Source organism: Allomesorhizobium aridi, from assembly GCF_043769475.1.
Lineage (GTDB): Bacteria > Pseudomonadota > Alphaproteobacteria > Rhizobiales > Rhizobiaceae > Allomesorhizobium.
In genome coordinates, this window is sequence record NZ_CP171729.1 from 151,382 (window position 1) to 166,118 (window position 14,737).

Here is a 14,737-nt window from a genome sequence, read left to right on the forward strand (position 1 = left end):
GTCGGAAGCGTCGCATCAGCCATAGCGGACTGCACAGGTCGGACCTCCGATTTGGTTTGCGCGAATTTCCTGCCTCTTTGCGGCCGCGCGCTACGGCTGCGGCGTGTCCGGCTATTCGAGTCATCACTCTGAGTTTTGCGGCCGGCTTCTACACAACAGGGGCGCCCAGGCAGTCTGGCATACGCGGGATTCTTGGCGGCAAAGGAGACGGACCGCCGAAACGAGCCTACATCTGCACCTGTCCACCGCCCGAACTGGAAGCGGCGATCCACGGCATTACCGCTTCGGTGTCTTCCAGGATTCCGGCTCGCTTCGCAAAGCCGACAAAGGCATCGCGCGCCACGCCCATCGGCTTGCGGCCGTCGTTTGCTTGGTAGCACGCGCGAAGGGCTGTTTCATGTATCAAACCGCGGCGGTCCTCAGGCCAATCCTCCAGAAAGTCGATCGCGCCTGCGAGATCGACGATCTCCTGCACGAGGTGGCATCCATGCTTGACGAAGACGGGGCTGCTGAATGCCGTGACGTTCATTCGTTCCTCCAAATTGTCGACCGGCTCGGGTGCGTGAAGAGACCGCCGGTGGGATCGTCGGCGACCATGGCAGAACGTGTTGTCACCCTGATGACGGAAGGCGGGGCATGCCCCGCCAGCAGACAACTGCCCGCGGGGCATGATGCCGACTAGGCTTACAGCAAATTGGCGGCGCGGCGAGTTACAACGCTCTCCCACTTCTTATCTGGAAACCGTCTCAAGCTACATTGATATCAGGCTTTTTGAGGATGGCTATGCCGAAGGTCCTCGTCGCCCGTGCAGTCGCGGTTTAAGCACTCTTGGGGCGCATTTGATGGTCGCCCATCAGACCTTCTTGGATCCTGGTGTGAATATGGAATCGAAAACGGGCTCAGGCCGTCCACCCATCGGCTTCGGCAAAAAGCCGGCGGAGTCGTGACCGCTTCGGCATACTCTGCACGTTCGGCAAGCGGCATTCCGAGCGCGGTCTCAAAGCGGTGGCTCGGCACTCTCCGAACTTGACGAAAAAGGCCTGCAGCTCTTGCTGCATGGCGCGCAGCAGCGACCCACTTTCGTTCCCGAATCTTCACCCCGGCGGCCCGCCAGCAGGATCAATCCCTTGAAGAACTGGCGATGTTTCCAAGCGCTCTATTCGGCGGCCACCGGGGTGCCGGCCTCGCTCTCGCGCCGGGTGAAAGCGACGTCGATTTCGTGGAGCAAGGATGGTGCATCAACCAGGATGCCGGATTCTTCAGCGGCCGCGATGAGGGCATTCCTCGCAGCGGAAGGTTGCGCATTGCCTTTGAGGACTTCCAGAACGGCCTCAAGTGCTTTTTGGTGCTTGGCTCCACGGTGGTCAGGCCATGCGCGGAGCAGCACTTTGCCAGCATCGGCTGCCGACCGCACATAGCGGTAGCGGCCGATGCGAGGTTCAATGACGACCATCGCGTGAAACGAGCGATCTTTCATGATGGCAGCATACAACGAAACCCCGATTGCAGAGTCAACCAGGCTCGGCGGAGATCGCAGCTTGTGACCCCACTTGTTCACAGACAGTGAGACCACGAACCCTAACAGGGAGGGAGGTAAGGTGCCGCAACTCGTCCTCACCCTGGTGAAGTGCTTGCTGTCGGTCCACCCGGGATGGCTTCCTTGAGCCGATGCCGATCGGCATGCGCGATGACCCCTCGTGAACGCTCTTTTTATGTGATGGCAAGAGACTAGAGCTCGACTGGCCGACTTGCCGGGACCAGTATTCGGTCCTTGTTCACAGATTGAGAACGAAGCGGTATTCGCATGGCTGTCAATGCGGACATTGAAGGGTATTCGCCCGCGCGATCTATCGGCGCAGACACCTACAACGGCTGTCCGCCGGGAAGTCCGCAGCCTCAACCATCATCTCGATCAAAACCGTCCCTAGTTGTGGCATGCTACCCATCCGGCGACGTAATCAGAGGCTCTCGCATCAAGACAAGCCGGCGTCCTGGTTTTCTCCCGGATCATCAGCGATTTAAATCAAATCCGCCTGTTGATATTGACGATTGCGCGACCCTCACCTCGTAGACGGCTAATGCGGGCGGTAACTGAGAGGGTCATATGACAAGCGATTTTTCCGCAGCGCGGGTGCATTTAGATCGAGCGTATCACTACCTGCGTGGCAATGATCCGATAAGTCGGAGGGGGCGCGAAGCCTTAGACCTGCTACTTGAGGCGGTTGCCCTCGAAGAGTTCAAGCAGCCATGCCAAAACGCGCAGGTGCTAATGTTTCCGATTGGGCGCCGCTTCAAAGGCGATCTCCATGGCGGCCACCATGTACATGGTGCGCAGACACCCTCAGAATACAGCCCGTCCCGGCATGAGCCGAGTCGGGCAACAGAATGGGAGTCCGAGGCGTGTCGCTCACAACGATCCGAATTGAGCCGCCCTGACTGAAGCTTCAATGCAATCCGACGTCATCATCATCGGCGGCAGCTATTCCGGAATGGCCGCCGCCCTGCAGTTGCTCGCGCCCGACGCCAGGGGTCTCGGGATCGGCGCCGGGCTGCCGCGGAACCGTTTTGCCAGCCATTCGCATGGTTTCTCGTACCAGCACGGCCTCGAACCGGCCGAGATCGCGAAACGGTCGCGTGAGCAGCTTTCGCGCTACGAGACGCTCGCCTGGCACGACGGAACGGCCGAACAGGTAGAGGGGAGCCGCCGCGCTTTCGGCGTCCTACTCACCGAGGGGCGATCGGCGGAGGGCCGGCTTTTTCGCTACCGGGGTTTCACATGCGCTGCCAGCGCTTGAGGGGCTGACGGAGAGATGGGGCAAGACCGTTTTCCACTGACCCTACTGTCTTGCTATGAACTCGAGCGGGGACGGCTTCGGTGTGATTGCTACCAGATCCTGCTCGCTGCAGCAGGCGCTTCGTCGCCCGAATGGGGAGATGTGAGCGCCCGCTGCTTTGCCCTGTGGGACGAATACCCATCTTTCCATAATCATTGCATATATGCGTGCTACGAATGGTCCGAATTGCGAACGAAAACGAATCGGGCGAGGCTTGATCATGTCGACCGCTAGCCAAGGGAAATCGCCGGCACAGCTTTTCCGCCACCTATCGGCAAAGTGGCCTGCGGTATTCAATCCGAAAGCGCCCAGGCCGCTCAAGATCGGCATCCATCATGACATTCGCGTGCTTGACGGCGAACTGTCTGATGATGAACTGAGGAGAGCCCTGCTCGCCTATACCAGGATGGCCAAATACTTGGCGAGACTGGACGCCGGAGCCGCGCGGGTCGATCTCGATGGCAAGCCGGCCGGCGAAGTCTCGGATGCGGACGCGGCGACCGCCAAGGCTTTGCTGTGCGCCCGCAAGGACAAGCAAGAGACCACGCAAACGCCGGAGAAAAGGGGAGAGCATCAAGCGCCACCCAAACCGAAACCGAAGCAAACGGCCGTGTTCAAGGCGGCCGACAGCCCAAGCGGCATAGTCGTTGAGATGAAGCGTCGCCGGTCATTCCGAAAGCCAATGGTTTGATCGCCGCTGAGCCATAGGTCTTGCGCCGACCGGGACAGCCCCGAGTGTCGGAGCAATGGCGCCCCGTGCCGATCCGAATTGCCGCGACCGCAAAGGCTTGGCGGATTCAACCTGCTGCTGCGACGTCGGGCAATTTTGTATTGTACAGCCTGTCGTCTCTTGCAGTTGCCCACCATAGCCGGTGAGGCTGTAACAAAACACCAAACATCACATGAGCAAAAAAACTGGGTCAAGTGAGATCTGGGCACGCGTTAACGCATCGAACCTGGCCAATGGCGGCCGAACGATGCAAATGCTTAGGAGCGTCTATTGGGACACCCCGATCACGCGGTGAAAACGGCCGGCATTGCGCTCAGGCTCAGGCGCGACGGGCGACGGTAGATTCAGACAATCAAGACCAGGGCTGGGTTGCATGGCGGCCTTTCCCAGGTCGGCGAGATCGAAACCTCGGCCCCCGGCGGGCGGGTGTGTCTGGATGCGATTCCCGTTCGTCGGTCCGGGACGAGATCGTTAACTGCTTGAATGGCGCACTGCCTCTCGTCGGCAAGACGAAGATCAAGCGCGCGATCAGCGAACTGGTCCTTGAGGACGTGACGCGCGCCGAGCTTGCTGTCGATGTCGGCGAGGTTTGGGTCGGTGACAGCTCGGCAGAGCTGTCGCAACTGGAGATCGAGCTCCTCGCCGGCAATGCCGCCGGACTATTCGAGATCGCGCATCGGCTGGTTCCCGAGGGCGGCCTGCGGCTCTCACGCATTTCCAAGGCTGCGCGCGGCTATCTGCTGGCAGAAGAAGAGCGGCTCAACGTGCCGCTCGCGCCTCGCAATAAGCAGGCAGCATTTGATCTGGCTCAGACCGCCGAGCAGGCGGCGCGGGATGTCTTGCGTGAATGCCTTCATCAGATCGCCCCGAATAGGCTAGTGGTCCGCCAGCTGCAGGAAGCGGAAGGGCCGCATCGTCTGCCTGGCCTGCGCCGTTTGCGCAGCGTGTGTTCCGTCTATGCGCCGGTGCTGCAGAGCCCGGAAATGAAGCGACTCAACGCCGAGGCGCGCTCGCTCGGGCCAGGAAGTCGGAAGCCTCAGGGATCTCGATGTGGTGGCGAACGACATGGTGCGGCGGGAAGCTGAAGCGCATAGCGACGAGCCAGGCCTGTCGGCTCTGGAGATGTGCTCCTGCGACAGGGGGAAGAACGGCCCGAGCAGCTGCCAAGCTGCTTGCCGGGGCGTGCGTGTAGGCGTTCCTCATCCATCTGGCCTGCTTCGTTGAGACGCGGGGCTGGCTCGTCCTCTAGGATTTCGGCCAGACCGCGCGGCTGCGGTACCAGTACCGGACCTGGTCGGCCAACCACTCTGGAGACGACCATGCCTATTGTAGCTGACCGACCCGAAGAGCCGACCGCCATCCGCACACTCTTGCGCACGCCGACCCGGAAGCCGATCAGTTCTTTCTTGACTTCCGGGTGTCGCGCCGATCAGCCAGCACCGTGCTCCGCCTTCTCGCGAGGGAAGTCCTCGCCGGCGATAACAGGATCATCATTTGCCACTCCATCCTCCCTCTCACCCGCCCTTCCGGGGTGGAAAGGCGCCGACGCAACCGATAGTTCCGTGACCGCTCCTCCACCGTAACGTTAACTTTTGCGTTCAGGGAGCCACGGCGCCTGGGTTGGCTGATGAACACCGTCGGTTCGCGCATGTGGGGTCGAATTAACTTTTGGCGAAGAGGAGGCAGGCTCATCATCAAGCAGTCGCCGGAGTTCCGCTGGGTCGAATGCCATCATTGGTGGGGAGGCAGCATCCAACAGCTGCCGGGGCTCTTCCTCGTGCCGCAAGCGCCCCCTCAGCCGGTCTTGCAGCGCCTGCCGAGCCGTCGCGGAAGGCGAAGGCTGGTTTTCTGCTCAGCGGTTGACGGTCTCGATTGGTGCGGGCCGCGCCGAGCAGCCGAGCACTTGCTTCAGAGCGAAGGCGGAATAAGCAGTTTTCATCTGCATGCGAGGGGCAGGGCAACCTGCGTCGGCCGAGATACTCCTCCCAATTTGCGCCATTGCAATGGTCGGATCCTTTACCGAATTCGAACGCGCTGTGAGCCCCGAACGCACGACCACTGGCCTTGCCCAGGCCCATGCCGAAGGCAGGATCAGCGGACGCCGCAGGAGATTGAACGAAAAGAAGCGGCTGGAAATTGTTGAAAGTCTTGTCGGAACGCAAGTCTGCAGCCGAAATGGCACGACGTACGAAGTGAGCCAACCAACGTATCGAGACCTATCGCCGAGTACCGGCAACGAACGGACATCTCGAAACCCGGTCGTCAGGGCAACCAAATCCGGCCGACCCAATGGCCACATACAGTTCGAGGGCATGTGGCACGACTCGGCATGGTCGATCTGCGCCAGTAACCGCGACCATTATGTGTGTACCAAATGTACTGGGGCTTGCAGGGCGGATCATTCGTTTGGTGAATTCCGGTTGAGCTAGCACCGAACTTAGCTTGACTCAGGTAGAGGCTGGCTTGAGCCGCGCAGAGGGTTGCTCTCTAAGCTCCGTAAACCTGCCCGTCAGCTCGTCGTCAGCTTGTCTGAGTATCATTCGCAGCAGGCCCAAGTATCTGGACCTCATTGCGAAGAGGCTTACGCCTTAAGGAGCGCCATGTACGATCGAATCAGTGGCTCATCCACACGCGCCAGCCAAGCTGACGAACGCAGTCCGTCGATGAACAGCGACAGTTTTACGGCAACACTTGCGGATCTCGCGCTGCGGAGGAACCCGCCACCTCGGGACATGTCCGACAAAATGGGATGCTGCACCAGCAAGCCACAGGCCTTGGATCCAAACAACCTAAGTACACCGTCTCCAGAGAGCACCTCCCTGTTCCAATACAGGACGGCCGATTTGCCTCAAGCGAATGTAGGCGGCATCTGCGTTGGGCTGGCTGCGGAGTGGCTCAGCAATCTCCACAACAGCCCGCGATCGCGAATGACTGCGCTATTGCCCGGATCGGACGGACACGGCTCAGCGGCTGGGTGGCAGCAGCAGTATCAGGATCGCAGGAGTGAGGCGCGAAGCGGGGGAGCAGGATCTTCTCAGGCCAACCTTGATGCAAAAACCAGAACGTTGCAGGCAGCGGGCTTGCAGCCATCCAACAAAGAGAAGGTGTACACGTTCGACGAGCCTGCGAGCTTCTCTCGCATGCTGGGCAAAATCACCGCCGATGGATCTAAGTATTTGCTCAGCTTGCGTTTCGGAGAAGGGGAAAGACACTCAGTTGCGACGTCGGCGTTGGATGGAATGACTACGCTCTTCGATCCTAACTATGGAGAATTTACTGTTCAAACAGACGAGGCGGGTAACTTGTTCAAAAGCTTGGCCAATCGTTACAGGAATCCCAACGGGCTGCATTTATCGACAATCACCGCACAAAAAATGTGCTGAGTCTGGCTTGAAGAGCCGCCTGACGGGGTCTTAACAAGGACTGCTCGGGTGAGGTTACCAGGGATTCGGACTACACCCTGCGCGAGGAAGGCAGCGTCGGGGCAGAACTAAACTGTCTCGCCTTGTTGCCTCCGGCCCCCCTGGCGCCGGCTGGTGGCGCTCCATGCCTGCTTACATGTCTTTGAGGTCTCAATGAAGTATCGTCCCGACGTCGATGGCTTGAGGGCCTTTGCCGTACTCCCCGTTTTGTTCTTTCATTCCGGCGTCTCGGGCTTTTCAGGGGGTTACGTCGGGGTGGATGTCTTCTTCGTCATCTCTGGTTATGTGATCGGACTCAGTCTGCTTGATGACCTCAAGACCGGAAATTTCTCGATCTGGCGCTTCTACGCAAAGCGTGTCCGGCGTATTTTCCCGGCGCTGTTCGTGACCGTCGCCGTCACCTGCGTTTTTGCCTACGTCCTGTTTATTCCCTCGTTCTTCCTCGATTTCTCGAAGAGCCTGCTGGCCGCTTCGGTTTTCACGTCCAATATCTATTTCTGGAAGGAGTCTGGGTATTTCGCCGCCGACGCGATATTCCGGCCGTTGCTGCACACTTGGTCGCTTTCGGTCGAGGAACAATATTATGTGTTCATGCCGATCGCGACCTATGTAATATACCACTTTCTCGGCAAGCGGTGGCTGCTTGTCCTGCTTCCGGCGATCCTGGCGAGCTTCGCGCTGAGCGTCTACGCGACCTACACCGCCCCGACCGCCAACTTCTTCATCCTTCCGACGCGCGCATGGGAATTGCTGATCGGGGCGACGCTGGCGCTCGGAAGGATACCGGTGGTGAGATCACGTTGGCTCGCCGAAGCGATCGGAATAATCGGCCTCTCATTGATTGCGTTCGCGGTCTTTGCGTTTGACGAGGCCACATCGTTCCCCGGCCTGAATGCGCTTTATCCCTGTCTCGGCAGCGCGCTCCTGATCTATGTCGGCAAGTCGACCGTCCCGCCTATGGCGACATCCCTTTTGTCTCTGCGGCCGTTCGTGGCCATTGGTCTCATTTCCTATTCGCTATACCTCGTCCACTGGCCGATCGTCTCGTTTGTGCGTTACCTATCACTCGACCAACCGACTGCTACCCAGACGCTAGCGATCATCGTCGCCAGCTTTGTCCTCGCATACTTGTCGTGGCGCTTCGTCGAGCAGCCATTCCGCAAACCGCATCCCGCCATCTCGCCCCCACGCCTCCTTGCCGGTGGCGTGGGTGCGATCGCGATCTTTGCCGCGGCCGGTGCCGTCGGCGTCGCTAGCGATGGCTTTCCCAGCCGCATGAAGGACTTTGTCGAAGAGAAGATCGCCAGGCACGAGCAATGGAACCGGGGAAAGTGTTTCCTGGACAGCAATCCCGACTACCACAAATGGAACGCGGAGGACTGCACGATCACCCACGGCGACGGAGCTGAGGTCCTTCTGTGGGGCGATTCCTTCGCAGCTCACTATGTTCCCGGCATCGTAGCCAAGTCGTCGCTGATTCCGGCAAAGGTCATCCAGTACACGGCGGCGGGCTGCCCGCCGATCGTCTCTTACTATTCCTATGCACGGCCGCTCTGCGCCGACTTCAATGCAAACGCGCTGAAGATCATCAAGGATCGGCATATCCGCACCGTGATCCTCAGCGCGCGGTGGACTGATCTCCAGTCGCGCGGCTTGGATCAGCTTCAAAGCACGCTCGCGATGCTGGCGCCGCTTGGCGTCAAGATCTACGTTGTCGGGCAGTCTCCGCAGTTCTCCACCAGCGTTCAAGTCATCGCCTACAGCAAGGGCAGCCACGACCCGGACGCGGTGGACAAGTGGACGATATTCTTTGATCCCGCCATCAACGCGGAACTGAAGCAGCTTGCCGGGACGGCGACGTTCATCGATCCTTTGCAGCTATGCGAGGGGATCGTATGTCCATATCGCGAGCGAGGCCGGTACTTATACGAAGACGCGGAGCATTTCTCGACTGAGGGCAGCAGGCAAGCGGTAGCCGCCTATTTCCCGCTTGTGAACCAGCCGGGAAATACCACAGCACCGTTCCCGGTCCTCACAACACCGCAGACGGGTCACTCACGGGCAAAGGACTAGGATCAAGCCTTCCGGCCGCGCGACCTCACCTCGATGCGACAATCATTTCAGCTTGCAGACAAGAGAGTCCGGATATTGGCAGGAATCGCCAGGCGCCGTGTAGGAAGCCCTGTCGATGAAGGCGTCAACGTTCCCGTCTGGGTCGCGGAACGCTCCGAGCCATGAGGGCATGTTGTCGCTGGCCCAGAGACTGAAGAAGACTTTCATCGCCTGCGTCGGCAGCTTTTCCGGATCCGTTACTGTCTGCACCAGTTCATTGTCGACATAATAACGCAATCGGCCCTTCTCCCAGACGAAGGCATAGTCGTGGAAATCGCTATCCGCATCGCCCGGAACGGCAACCAACTCTTCGTTACCGCCCTTTCCGTCAATATACTGATTGAGCTGAACCTGCGCTGTGTTCTTGCCGAGAACCTCGAAGTCGATCTCGTGCCAAGGCTGTTTGTCAGCTGGGCCAATGTAAGTGAAAAATGCGGTGTTGAAGCCGGAGCCCCGCGCTGTTTTCATGCGGGCTTCGTAAACGCCATAACCAAACCGCTGTTTTGTTTGAATCTCAGCGCAGGCATATTGCCGGTCCCCACTCGGTTTTTTAACGAAGGACAAGTGCAGCGCTCCATGCACGATCTTCACCTGATCGGCCGACCAGGTGCAGTTCTGATGGTTGCCATTCGACCACCCGTCGGAAATGTACCAGCGTTGTTTGCTCAATTGGCTGAAGTCCTCCACAAAAGAGGAGCCGTTGCCCATAGGCTCCGCTACGGCCAATCCTGCCATTGCAATCATGGCTATTCCGAACCCACCTCCAATGAGCTTTCCGTATCGAATCTTCCTCATAGAAATCTTCCTGTGCAAGAATGGGTTCGCTGGTTGAAGGCGACTGCTCTGACAGCCAACAGAAAATATGGGCCAAAGTCTGACTACCATGTGGGAGAGGGCCGCGGCGCGTCCCTGTGATCATCGGGTCGGAGGCCAGTCACGCAGAGCATGGATGACCGTTGGCGGCGTCACGGCCAGTTGTCTACGAAAACTTCCATCCAATCCCGTCGAGATGGCTCGGCGAGAGCGAGATGTCGAGCCCTTGCAGGCTGGCCCTTCAATCAATCCACCGAGCGTGTGCGGGCCCATGAGCGGTATGGCCGCATCAACACAAACACTCATCGATGAAGACCTTCGCAAATCCGGAGCGGGACCGGGCTCAAGAAGCCGTTCCCCGAAATCGGATGGGCAATGCTGGCCTCGTCATCAGCCTCGACGCGTCCGCCGTTTGTTGCGCCGATGGTTCTGTTCAATTCGATTGTTCGCGCCGGGAGCGATCGTGCAGGCAGGTGGCCGTTCGCAGGAACCAATCGCTGCACGTTGGTCTGGCTGCCGTCAACGACGCGATCGGGTTGACCAGATGCCTCTGCTGCGCTGATCCGCTCAAAAGGTCCCAAGCTGGGCGTTGCCCGGCGACCCAGTCGCCGCGCGTAGGCGCGCCTTTCAGCAGCAGGAGAGGATGGGGCTGGACGGCTTGTTTTCGCGGCAGAGCCGCGACCGGCCCTGAAGTGAACGCTCTTCTCGATTGGGTGTGTGAGAGAGGCGGAGGATCGCTGCACGGCAAGCCTGGTCCTTACGGGGAGGGGATGTCGCCGATCCGACTTCGCTTAGGACGCAGGTGAGGGGCAGTGCAGTCAAGCAAACGCCGCTCTACGCGGCGGCCTTGGTCGCCGCCGAGCCCTTGCGGACGGGTATGCGCACCGACACGATGGTGCCGACGCCTTCGGTCGAGCGTATCTTCAGCGCGCCGCCGTGCAGTTCGGCAAGCGACCTGGAAATCGCTAGGCCGAGGCCGGAGCCGGCATGGCTCTTGGAGAACTGGTTCTGCACCTGCTCGAACGGGCGGCCGAGTTTGCCCAGCGCGTCCTTGGGAATGCCGCAGCCTGTATCTTCGATGGTCAGCATCAGCGCGCCAGAAACGTTGCGCGCCCTGACCGAGATGTGGCCGCCCTGGCCGGTGAATTTCACCGCGTTCGACAGGAGGTTGATGACGATCTGCTTGATCGCCCGGCGGTCGGCGACGAGCCGCATCGACTCGGCGATCTGCGTCTCGACCGCGATGGACTTTTCCGCCGCCTGTAGAGAGACCACGCGCACGGTTTCGCGGATCAGCGGACAAAGGTCGATCTCCTCGCGCTCCATCGAGAACTGCCCCGCCTCGATCTTCGACATGTCGAGAATGTCGTTGATGACGCCGAGCAGGTATTTGCCGCTGTTGGCGATGTCGCTGGCGTATTCCTCGTAGCGGTCGGAGCCGAGCGGTCCGAACAGGCCCGATTCCATCAGCTCCGAGAAGCCTATGATGGCGTTGAGCGGCGTGCGCAACTCATGCGACATATTGGCCAGGAATTCGGACTTGGCGCGGTTCGCGGCTTCGGCGCGCTCGGTTTCGCGCATGTATTTGCGGTTGAGCTCGACCAGTTCGCGCGCCCGCTCTTCCTCGGCGCGCCGCGCCAGGCTGAGATCGTGGATGGTGGCCATCAGCCGCCGCTCGCTGTCGACCAGCTTTTCCTGATGCTGCTTGATGAGCGTGATGTCGGAGCCGACCGAGACGGTGCCGCCGTCGCGCGTTTTCAACTCGTTGACCTGAAGCCAGCGTCCGTCGGCCAGCTGCCGCTCATAGGTCGCGCCGCCACCCGGGCCGTTGGCGTTGGCCAGCCGCCGCTCCGATGCGAAGCCGATCATCCGTTCTTCCAGCGCCTGGCGCGAGATCCCCGGCACGACGTCGCGGTCTAATAGGCCGTTATCCTGCTGGTATTTGCTGTTGCACATCACTAGCCGCTGCTTCGAATCCCACAGGACGAAGGATTCGTTGATGTTCTCGATCGCGGTTCTCAGCCTCATGTCGGCGGCTTCGGAGCGAAGCGCCAGATGCCGCTGCTCGGTCACATCGACGGCGATGCCGATCAGCTGGATTTCGGGCGCCTCCGGATCGATCACCTGCGCCCGCGCCCGCACCCAGACCCAGCGGCCGTCGGCATGGCGCATGCGGAACACCTGGTCGATATGGTCGATCTCGCGCGCCACGATGCGGTTAGCAAGTTCGAACAGGTCGCCGTCGTCTTCATGGATGATGTCGTCGACCTCGCCGAAGGACAGCATGGTGTCGCAGGGCTTGTAGCCGAGCATGTCGTACATGGAGCGCGACCAGTACATCTTGCCGCGCACCATGTCCCAGTCCCACAGGCCGCAGCGGCCGCGCACCAGCGCCAGATCGATGCGCTGATGCGCTTCGAGATAGATGCGGTCGGCGGCCTGGGCGCGGGCTGCCTGCGTGAAATAGGCGTAGAGGATGATGATCAGCACGCCGGCGGTCAGCACGAACAGCGTGACGTTCAGCGACACCGTCTTGCGCCATTCGGCGAATACCGCATCGCGCGGGATCATCGCCGCGGCGGCGCCCTTGCGGTCTTCCGTCAGGTTGACTGCGGCGTACCAGTCGCGGCCGTCGATGCGCACTTCCATGATCCCGGCGCGCTCGCCGAACATGAAGAGCGGCTGGCCGCCGGTCATGATGGCGTCCAGCATCTTGCCTTGCCAGCCGGTCGATTCAGGTGTGACGGCGACGATCCTGAACGCCTCGTCGGTCAGCGCCAGCACGTGCCGGCTGCCCATCGCGCCGTGCTGGACGGTGCGTTCCAGCAGATCGCGGCTTGCTGTGTCGTCGAGTTCGCCGCCCGCCGCCGACACCATCATCGAGTTGACGAGTTCGCCGGCTGCCAGGCTTAGGATGGCCTTGGCGTTGCGCTCGACTTCATCCTGCCAGGCTATCAGCGAAAGAAAGCGCGCGGCCGCCACGACGAGCAAGAAGATGACGATCAGGGCGGGAATGGACCGACGCAACAGAGGCTCTGCAGCGAGAAGCCGCCTGTAGGCAGGTTCGGCGATGATGCGCGCATTGCCGGCGAGGGTGTTACCCTTGCGCCGGACAAAATCAGTGCCGCCGGGCGCGCCCCACGCGTCCGTCTTCGCCATGGATTGGCTCCCCGAAATCTTTTTTCATTGACGATCCGGCAACGCCGCACATCCGAATCTGCCCTAAAGAATCAGAGGTGATTCGGCTTGTCCAGTGGCGAGGGCAAAAGAATTGCTGTGCGTCCTCGAGGCTCCCCTTGGACAGCTCTAAAAGCTCGCGGCTCAGGGCCGCACCCTCAGGACGAGGGAGAGGGCGCCCCCTCAAATTCTGAAGCATAGGCAAGGGTTTGCCTGATGACGTTACACCAGCAATTTCGCCGCCCTGCAGCCCTTGGTCTGCACCGATGGGGCAGAATTCAGGCCAGCGTGCGCTCTCGATGACATCGCACGCTATATCGATCCGACCAGCTCCGCGTCGGCGCAGGCCGCCGAGAACCGTCGCGCTCTCCTCGACAGCGGCCAGATTGGCTAAAGGAGCTTGCGCCTGCAGGATCCGGCCGAGCGCCTTGCTATCGATATCACTCTCGACCCGAACGCGGCGGGCGCCGCCAAGCTCGATGGTCACCATGCTGCTCTTCTTGCGCGTGGGAGATCGGCGGTGGCTGCGCTGGCGATTGCAGCTCTGGCAGCGCCTCGACGATTTGGACGGGAACGAGTAGCGGCGTGGACGGCGGGGAGATCTGGCAGAGTTCCTTGCGCCACGGGAAGCTGACTCACATGAATGCCAGCCGATCGCGCGATCTCGAAAACACTGGCCCCAGCCCCAAACGTCGCCGCGACCAGCCGCTCCTGCTCCTCCCGAGACCAGCGGCGGCGCTGCTTGACCGAGGTGATCACTTCAATCTCATGTTTCGTCACAGGGCTACTCCAAGTGCTTGCACTAGGACAGCCTTCAGCCTACTTCAGCAAGACGGCCGTGACCGTGGGGATACGATGGCTACGATCACCGATGTCTTCACCATCGCCCACGTCGCGAAAAAGCTTGGAGAGGATCCTGAGCTCCTTCAGGCGATCGTCAACAACGATGACAACCTCTCCTACGGCAGTATCATCAGCGTCTACGATGGCACGGACGAAGCAATCACCGCTCTCACTGAGCAGGGGGTTGACGAGCTGACACAGATGCTCGCCCATGCTCGTCGTTCGATCGACGAGTGGAACGACTTCCTCGACAGCTTTGTCGACGACGAAGAGCTCGTCGCGCGCATAAAAGCAAAATCACCGCGGTAACAATCGGCCGGTTACAGTAGACCTAGGGTAAGGTTGCTGCGGGTTGATTCTACCCGCAGCAACCCGGTCGAGCCGCAGCAGAACATCGCACCGTGTCGCTGACTGACGCGCGCGTTTGCCGCTCGCGATCCGGGCGATCGCCGTCGAAATTCCGATCCGAACCGTGCGCCGCCGATCCCGGTTAGGCGCACCACCAGATTATCGCCGGGGTTCAAGGCCTGGCCTTGACCCCCGGGGTGACGGTCACTGGCGGTGCCGCGGCGTGCTGAACGGATTATCCGCTGTCGCTGAGCCTCCCGCCGCCGGTCCAGTGGATCTCCCGGGTCCGCCATTCCTGCAAAAATGGCGGCCCCGCGACACCTTTTTGTCGGGTTCGTCAGATCCGCGCCACAGGCTTGGTGAGCCGATCTGTTGTTTGCCGCAGGCTAAAGAGCTGAACAGCAAGCATAAACTTCCGTCGCGGCTCGATCCGCGAGATTGGCACGATCTTTGTACTC

At 60.5% G+C, this 14,737-nt stretch carries 12 protein-coding genes; 6 read left to right on the top strand and 6 right to left on the bottom strand.

The window, feature by feature from the left end:
* Positions 1-226: 226 nt before the first annotated feature.
* Together ACG873_RS02630 and ACG873_RS02635 are read right to left on the bottom strand one after the other, a co-directional pair.
* Positions 227-529, bottom strand: coding sequence for a DUF982 domain-containing protein (locus tag ACG873_RS02630; protein ID WP_394890282.1), 303 nt, complete (start codon positions 527-529; stop codon positions 227-229).
* Between the two features lie 627 nt (positions 530-1,156).
* Entirely contained in the window at positions 1,157-1,492 is a 336-nt protein-coding gene (locus tag ACG873_RS02635; RefSeq protein ID WP_394890284.1) for a DUF982 domain-containing protein, read from the bottom strand.
* A gap of 955 nt (positions 1,493-2,447) precedes the next feature.
* On the opposite strand from ACG873_RS02635, the gene ACG873_RS02640 reads away from it, so the two are divergent.
* The 5 genes from ACG873_RS02640 (at position 2,448) to ACG873_RS02660 (ending at position 9,059) form a co-directional block, all read left to right on the top strand.
* The gene (locus ACG873_RS02640) at positions 2,448-2,795 is read left to right on the top strand and encodes a hypothetical protein (RefSeq protein WP_394890286.1); all 348 of its coding nucleotides are present in this window, start codon (positions 2,448-2,450) and stop codon (positions 2,793-2,795) included.
* Between the two features lie 259 nt (positions 2,796-3,054).
* Positions 3,055-3,525 (top strand): ProQ/FINO family protein, encoded by a 471-nt coding sequence (locus ACG873_RS02645; protein WP_394890288.1) that lies wholly within the window; start codon positions 3,055-3,057, stop codon positions 3,523-3,525.
* A 518-nt stretch (positions 3,526-4,043) separates the two neighbouring features.
* Positions 4,044-4,649 carry a CHAD domain-containing protein gene (locus tag ACG873_RS02650; protein WP_394890291.1) on the top strand — a complete coding sequence of 202 codons (606 nt, stop codon included), beginning with the start codon at positions 4,044-4,046 and terminating at the stop codon, positions 4,647-4,649.
* 1,578 nt (positions 4,650-6,227) lie between these two features.
* Positions 6,228-6,947, top strand: coding sequence for a YopT-type cysteine protease domain-containing protein (locus ACG873_RS02655; protein WP_394890293.1), 720 nt, complete (start codon positions 6,228-6,230; stop codon positions 6,945-6,947).
* A gap of 192 nt (positions 6,948-7,139) precedes the next feature.
* On the top strand, positions 7,140-9,059 hold the full coding sequence (locus ACG873_RS02660) for an acyltransferase family protein (RefSeq protein WP_394890295.1): 1,920 nt from the start codon (positions 7,140-7,142) through the stop codon (positions 9,057-9,059).
* A 42-nt stretch (positions 9,060-9,101) separates the two neighbouring features.
* Here ACG873_RS02660 and ACG873_RS02665 read toward each other — a convergent pair whose 3' ends face one another.
* The 4 genes from ACG873_RS02665 to ACG873_RS02680 all read right to left on the bottom strand — a co-directional run bounded on the left by ACG873_RS02665 (position 9,102) and on the right by ACG873_RS02680 (position 13,868).
* A complete protein-coding gene (locus ACG873_RS02665; protein ID WP_394890296.1) occupies positions 9,102-9,842 on the bottom strand; it encodes a glycoside hydrolase family 16 protein in 741 nt (246 codons plus the stop codon).
* A gap of 903 nt (positions 9,843-10,745) precedes the next feature.
* Positions 10,746-13,070, bottom strand: coding sequence for a PAS domain-containing sensor histidine kinase (locus tag ACG873_RS02670; protein WP_394890298.1), 2,325 nt, complete (start codon positions 13,068-13,070; stop codon positions 10,746-10,748).
* Complete coding sequence (locus ACG873_RS02675; RefSeq protein ID WP_394890300.1) at positions 13,030-13,578, bottom strand: hypothetical protein; 549 nt, start codon at positions 13,576-13,578, stop codon at positions 13,030-13,032. Before ACG873_RS02675 ends, ACG873_RS02670 begins: the two co-directional genes overlap by 41 nt.
* A complete protein-coding gene (locus ACG873_RS02680) occupies positions 13,572-13,868 on the bottom strand; it encodes a transposase (RefSeq protein ID WP_394890302.1) in 297 nt (98 codons plus the stop codon). The genes ACG873_RS02675 and ACG873_RS02680 overlap by 7 nt, the downstream gene beginning before the upstream one ends.
* Positions 13,869-13,943: 75 nt before the next feature.
* On the opposite strand from ACG873_RS02680, the gene ACG873_RS02685 reads away from it, so the two are divergent.
* Positions 13,944-14,240, top strand: coding sequence for a hypothetical protein (locus ACG873_RS02685; RefSeq protein ID WP_394890304.1), 297 nt, complete (start codon positions 13,944-13,946; stop codon positions 14,238-14,240).
* Positions 14,241-14,737: the final 497 nt, after the last annotated feature.

Excerpts from the sequence above, each read along its gene's own strand:
- ACG873_RS02630 (WP_394890282.1), bottom strand. The coding sequence starts at position 529 with ATGAACGTCACGGCATTCAGCAGCCCCGTCTTCGTCAAGCATGGATGC.
- ACG873_RS02640 (WP_394890286.1), top strand. The coding sequence starts at position 2,448 with ATGCAATCCGACGTCATCATCATCGGCGGCAGCTATTCCGGAATGGCC.
- ACG873_RS02645 (WP_394890288.1), top strand. The coding sequence starts at position 3,055 with ATGTCGACCGCTAGCCAAGGGAAATCGCCGGCACAGCTTTTCCGCCAC.
- ACG873_RS02655 (WP_394890293.1), top strand. The coding sequence starts at position 6,228 with ATGAACAGCGACAGTTTTACGGCAACACTTGCGGATCTCGCGCTGCGG.
- ACG873_RS02660 (WP_394890295.1), top strand. The coding sequence starts at position 7,140 with ATGAAGTATCGTCCCGACGTCGATGGCTTGAGGGCCTTTGCCGTACTC.
- ACG873_RS02665 (WP_394890296.1), bottom strand. The coding sequence starts at position 9,842 with ATGATTGCAATGGCAGGATTGGCCGTAGCGGAGCCTATGGGCAACGGC.
- ACG873_RS02670 (WP_394890298.1), bottom strand. The coding sequence starts at position 13,070 with ATGGCGAAGACGGACGCGTGGGGCGCGCCCGGCGGCACTGATTTTGTC.
- ACG873_RS02675 (WP_394890300.1), bottom strand. The coding sequence starts at position 13,578 with ATGGTGACCATCGAGCTTGGCGGCGCCCGCCGCGTTCGGGTCGAGAGT.
- ACG873_RS02685 (WP_394890304.1), top strand. The coding sequence starts at position 13,944 with ATGGCTACGATCACCGATGTCTTCACCATCGCCCACGTCGCGAAAAAG.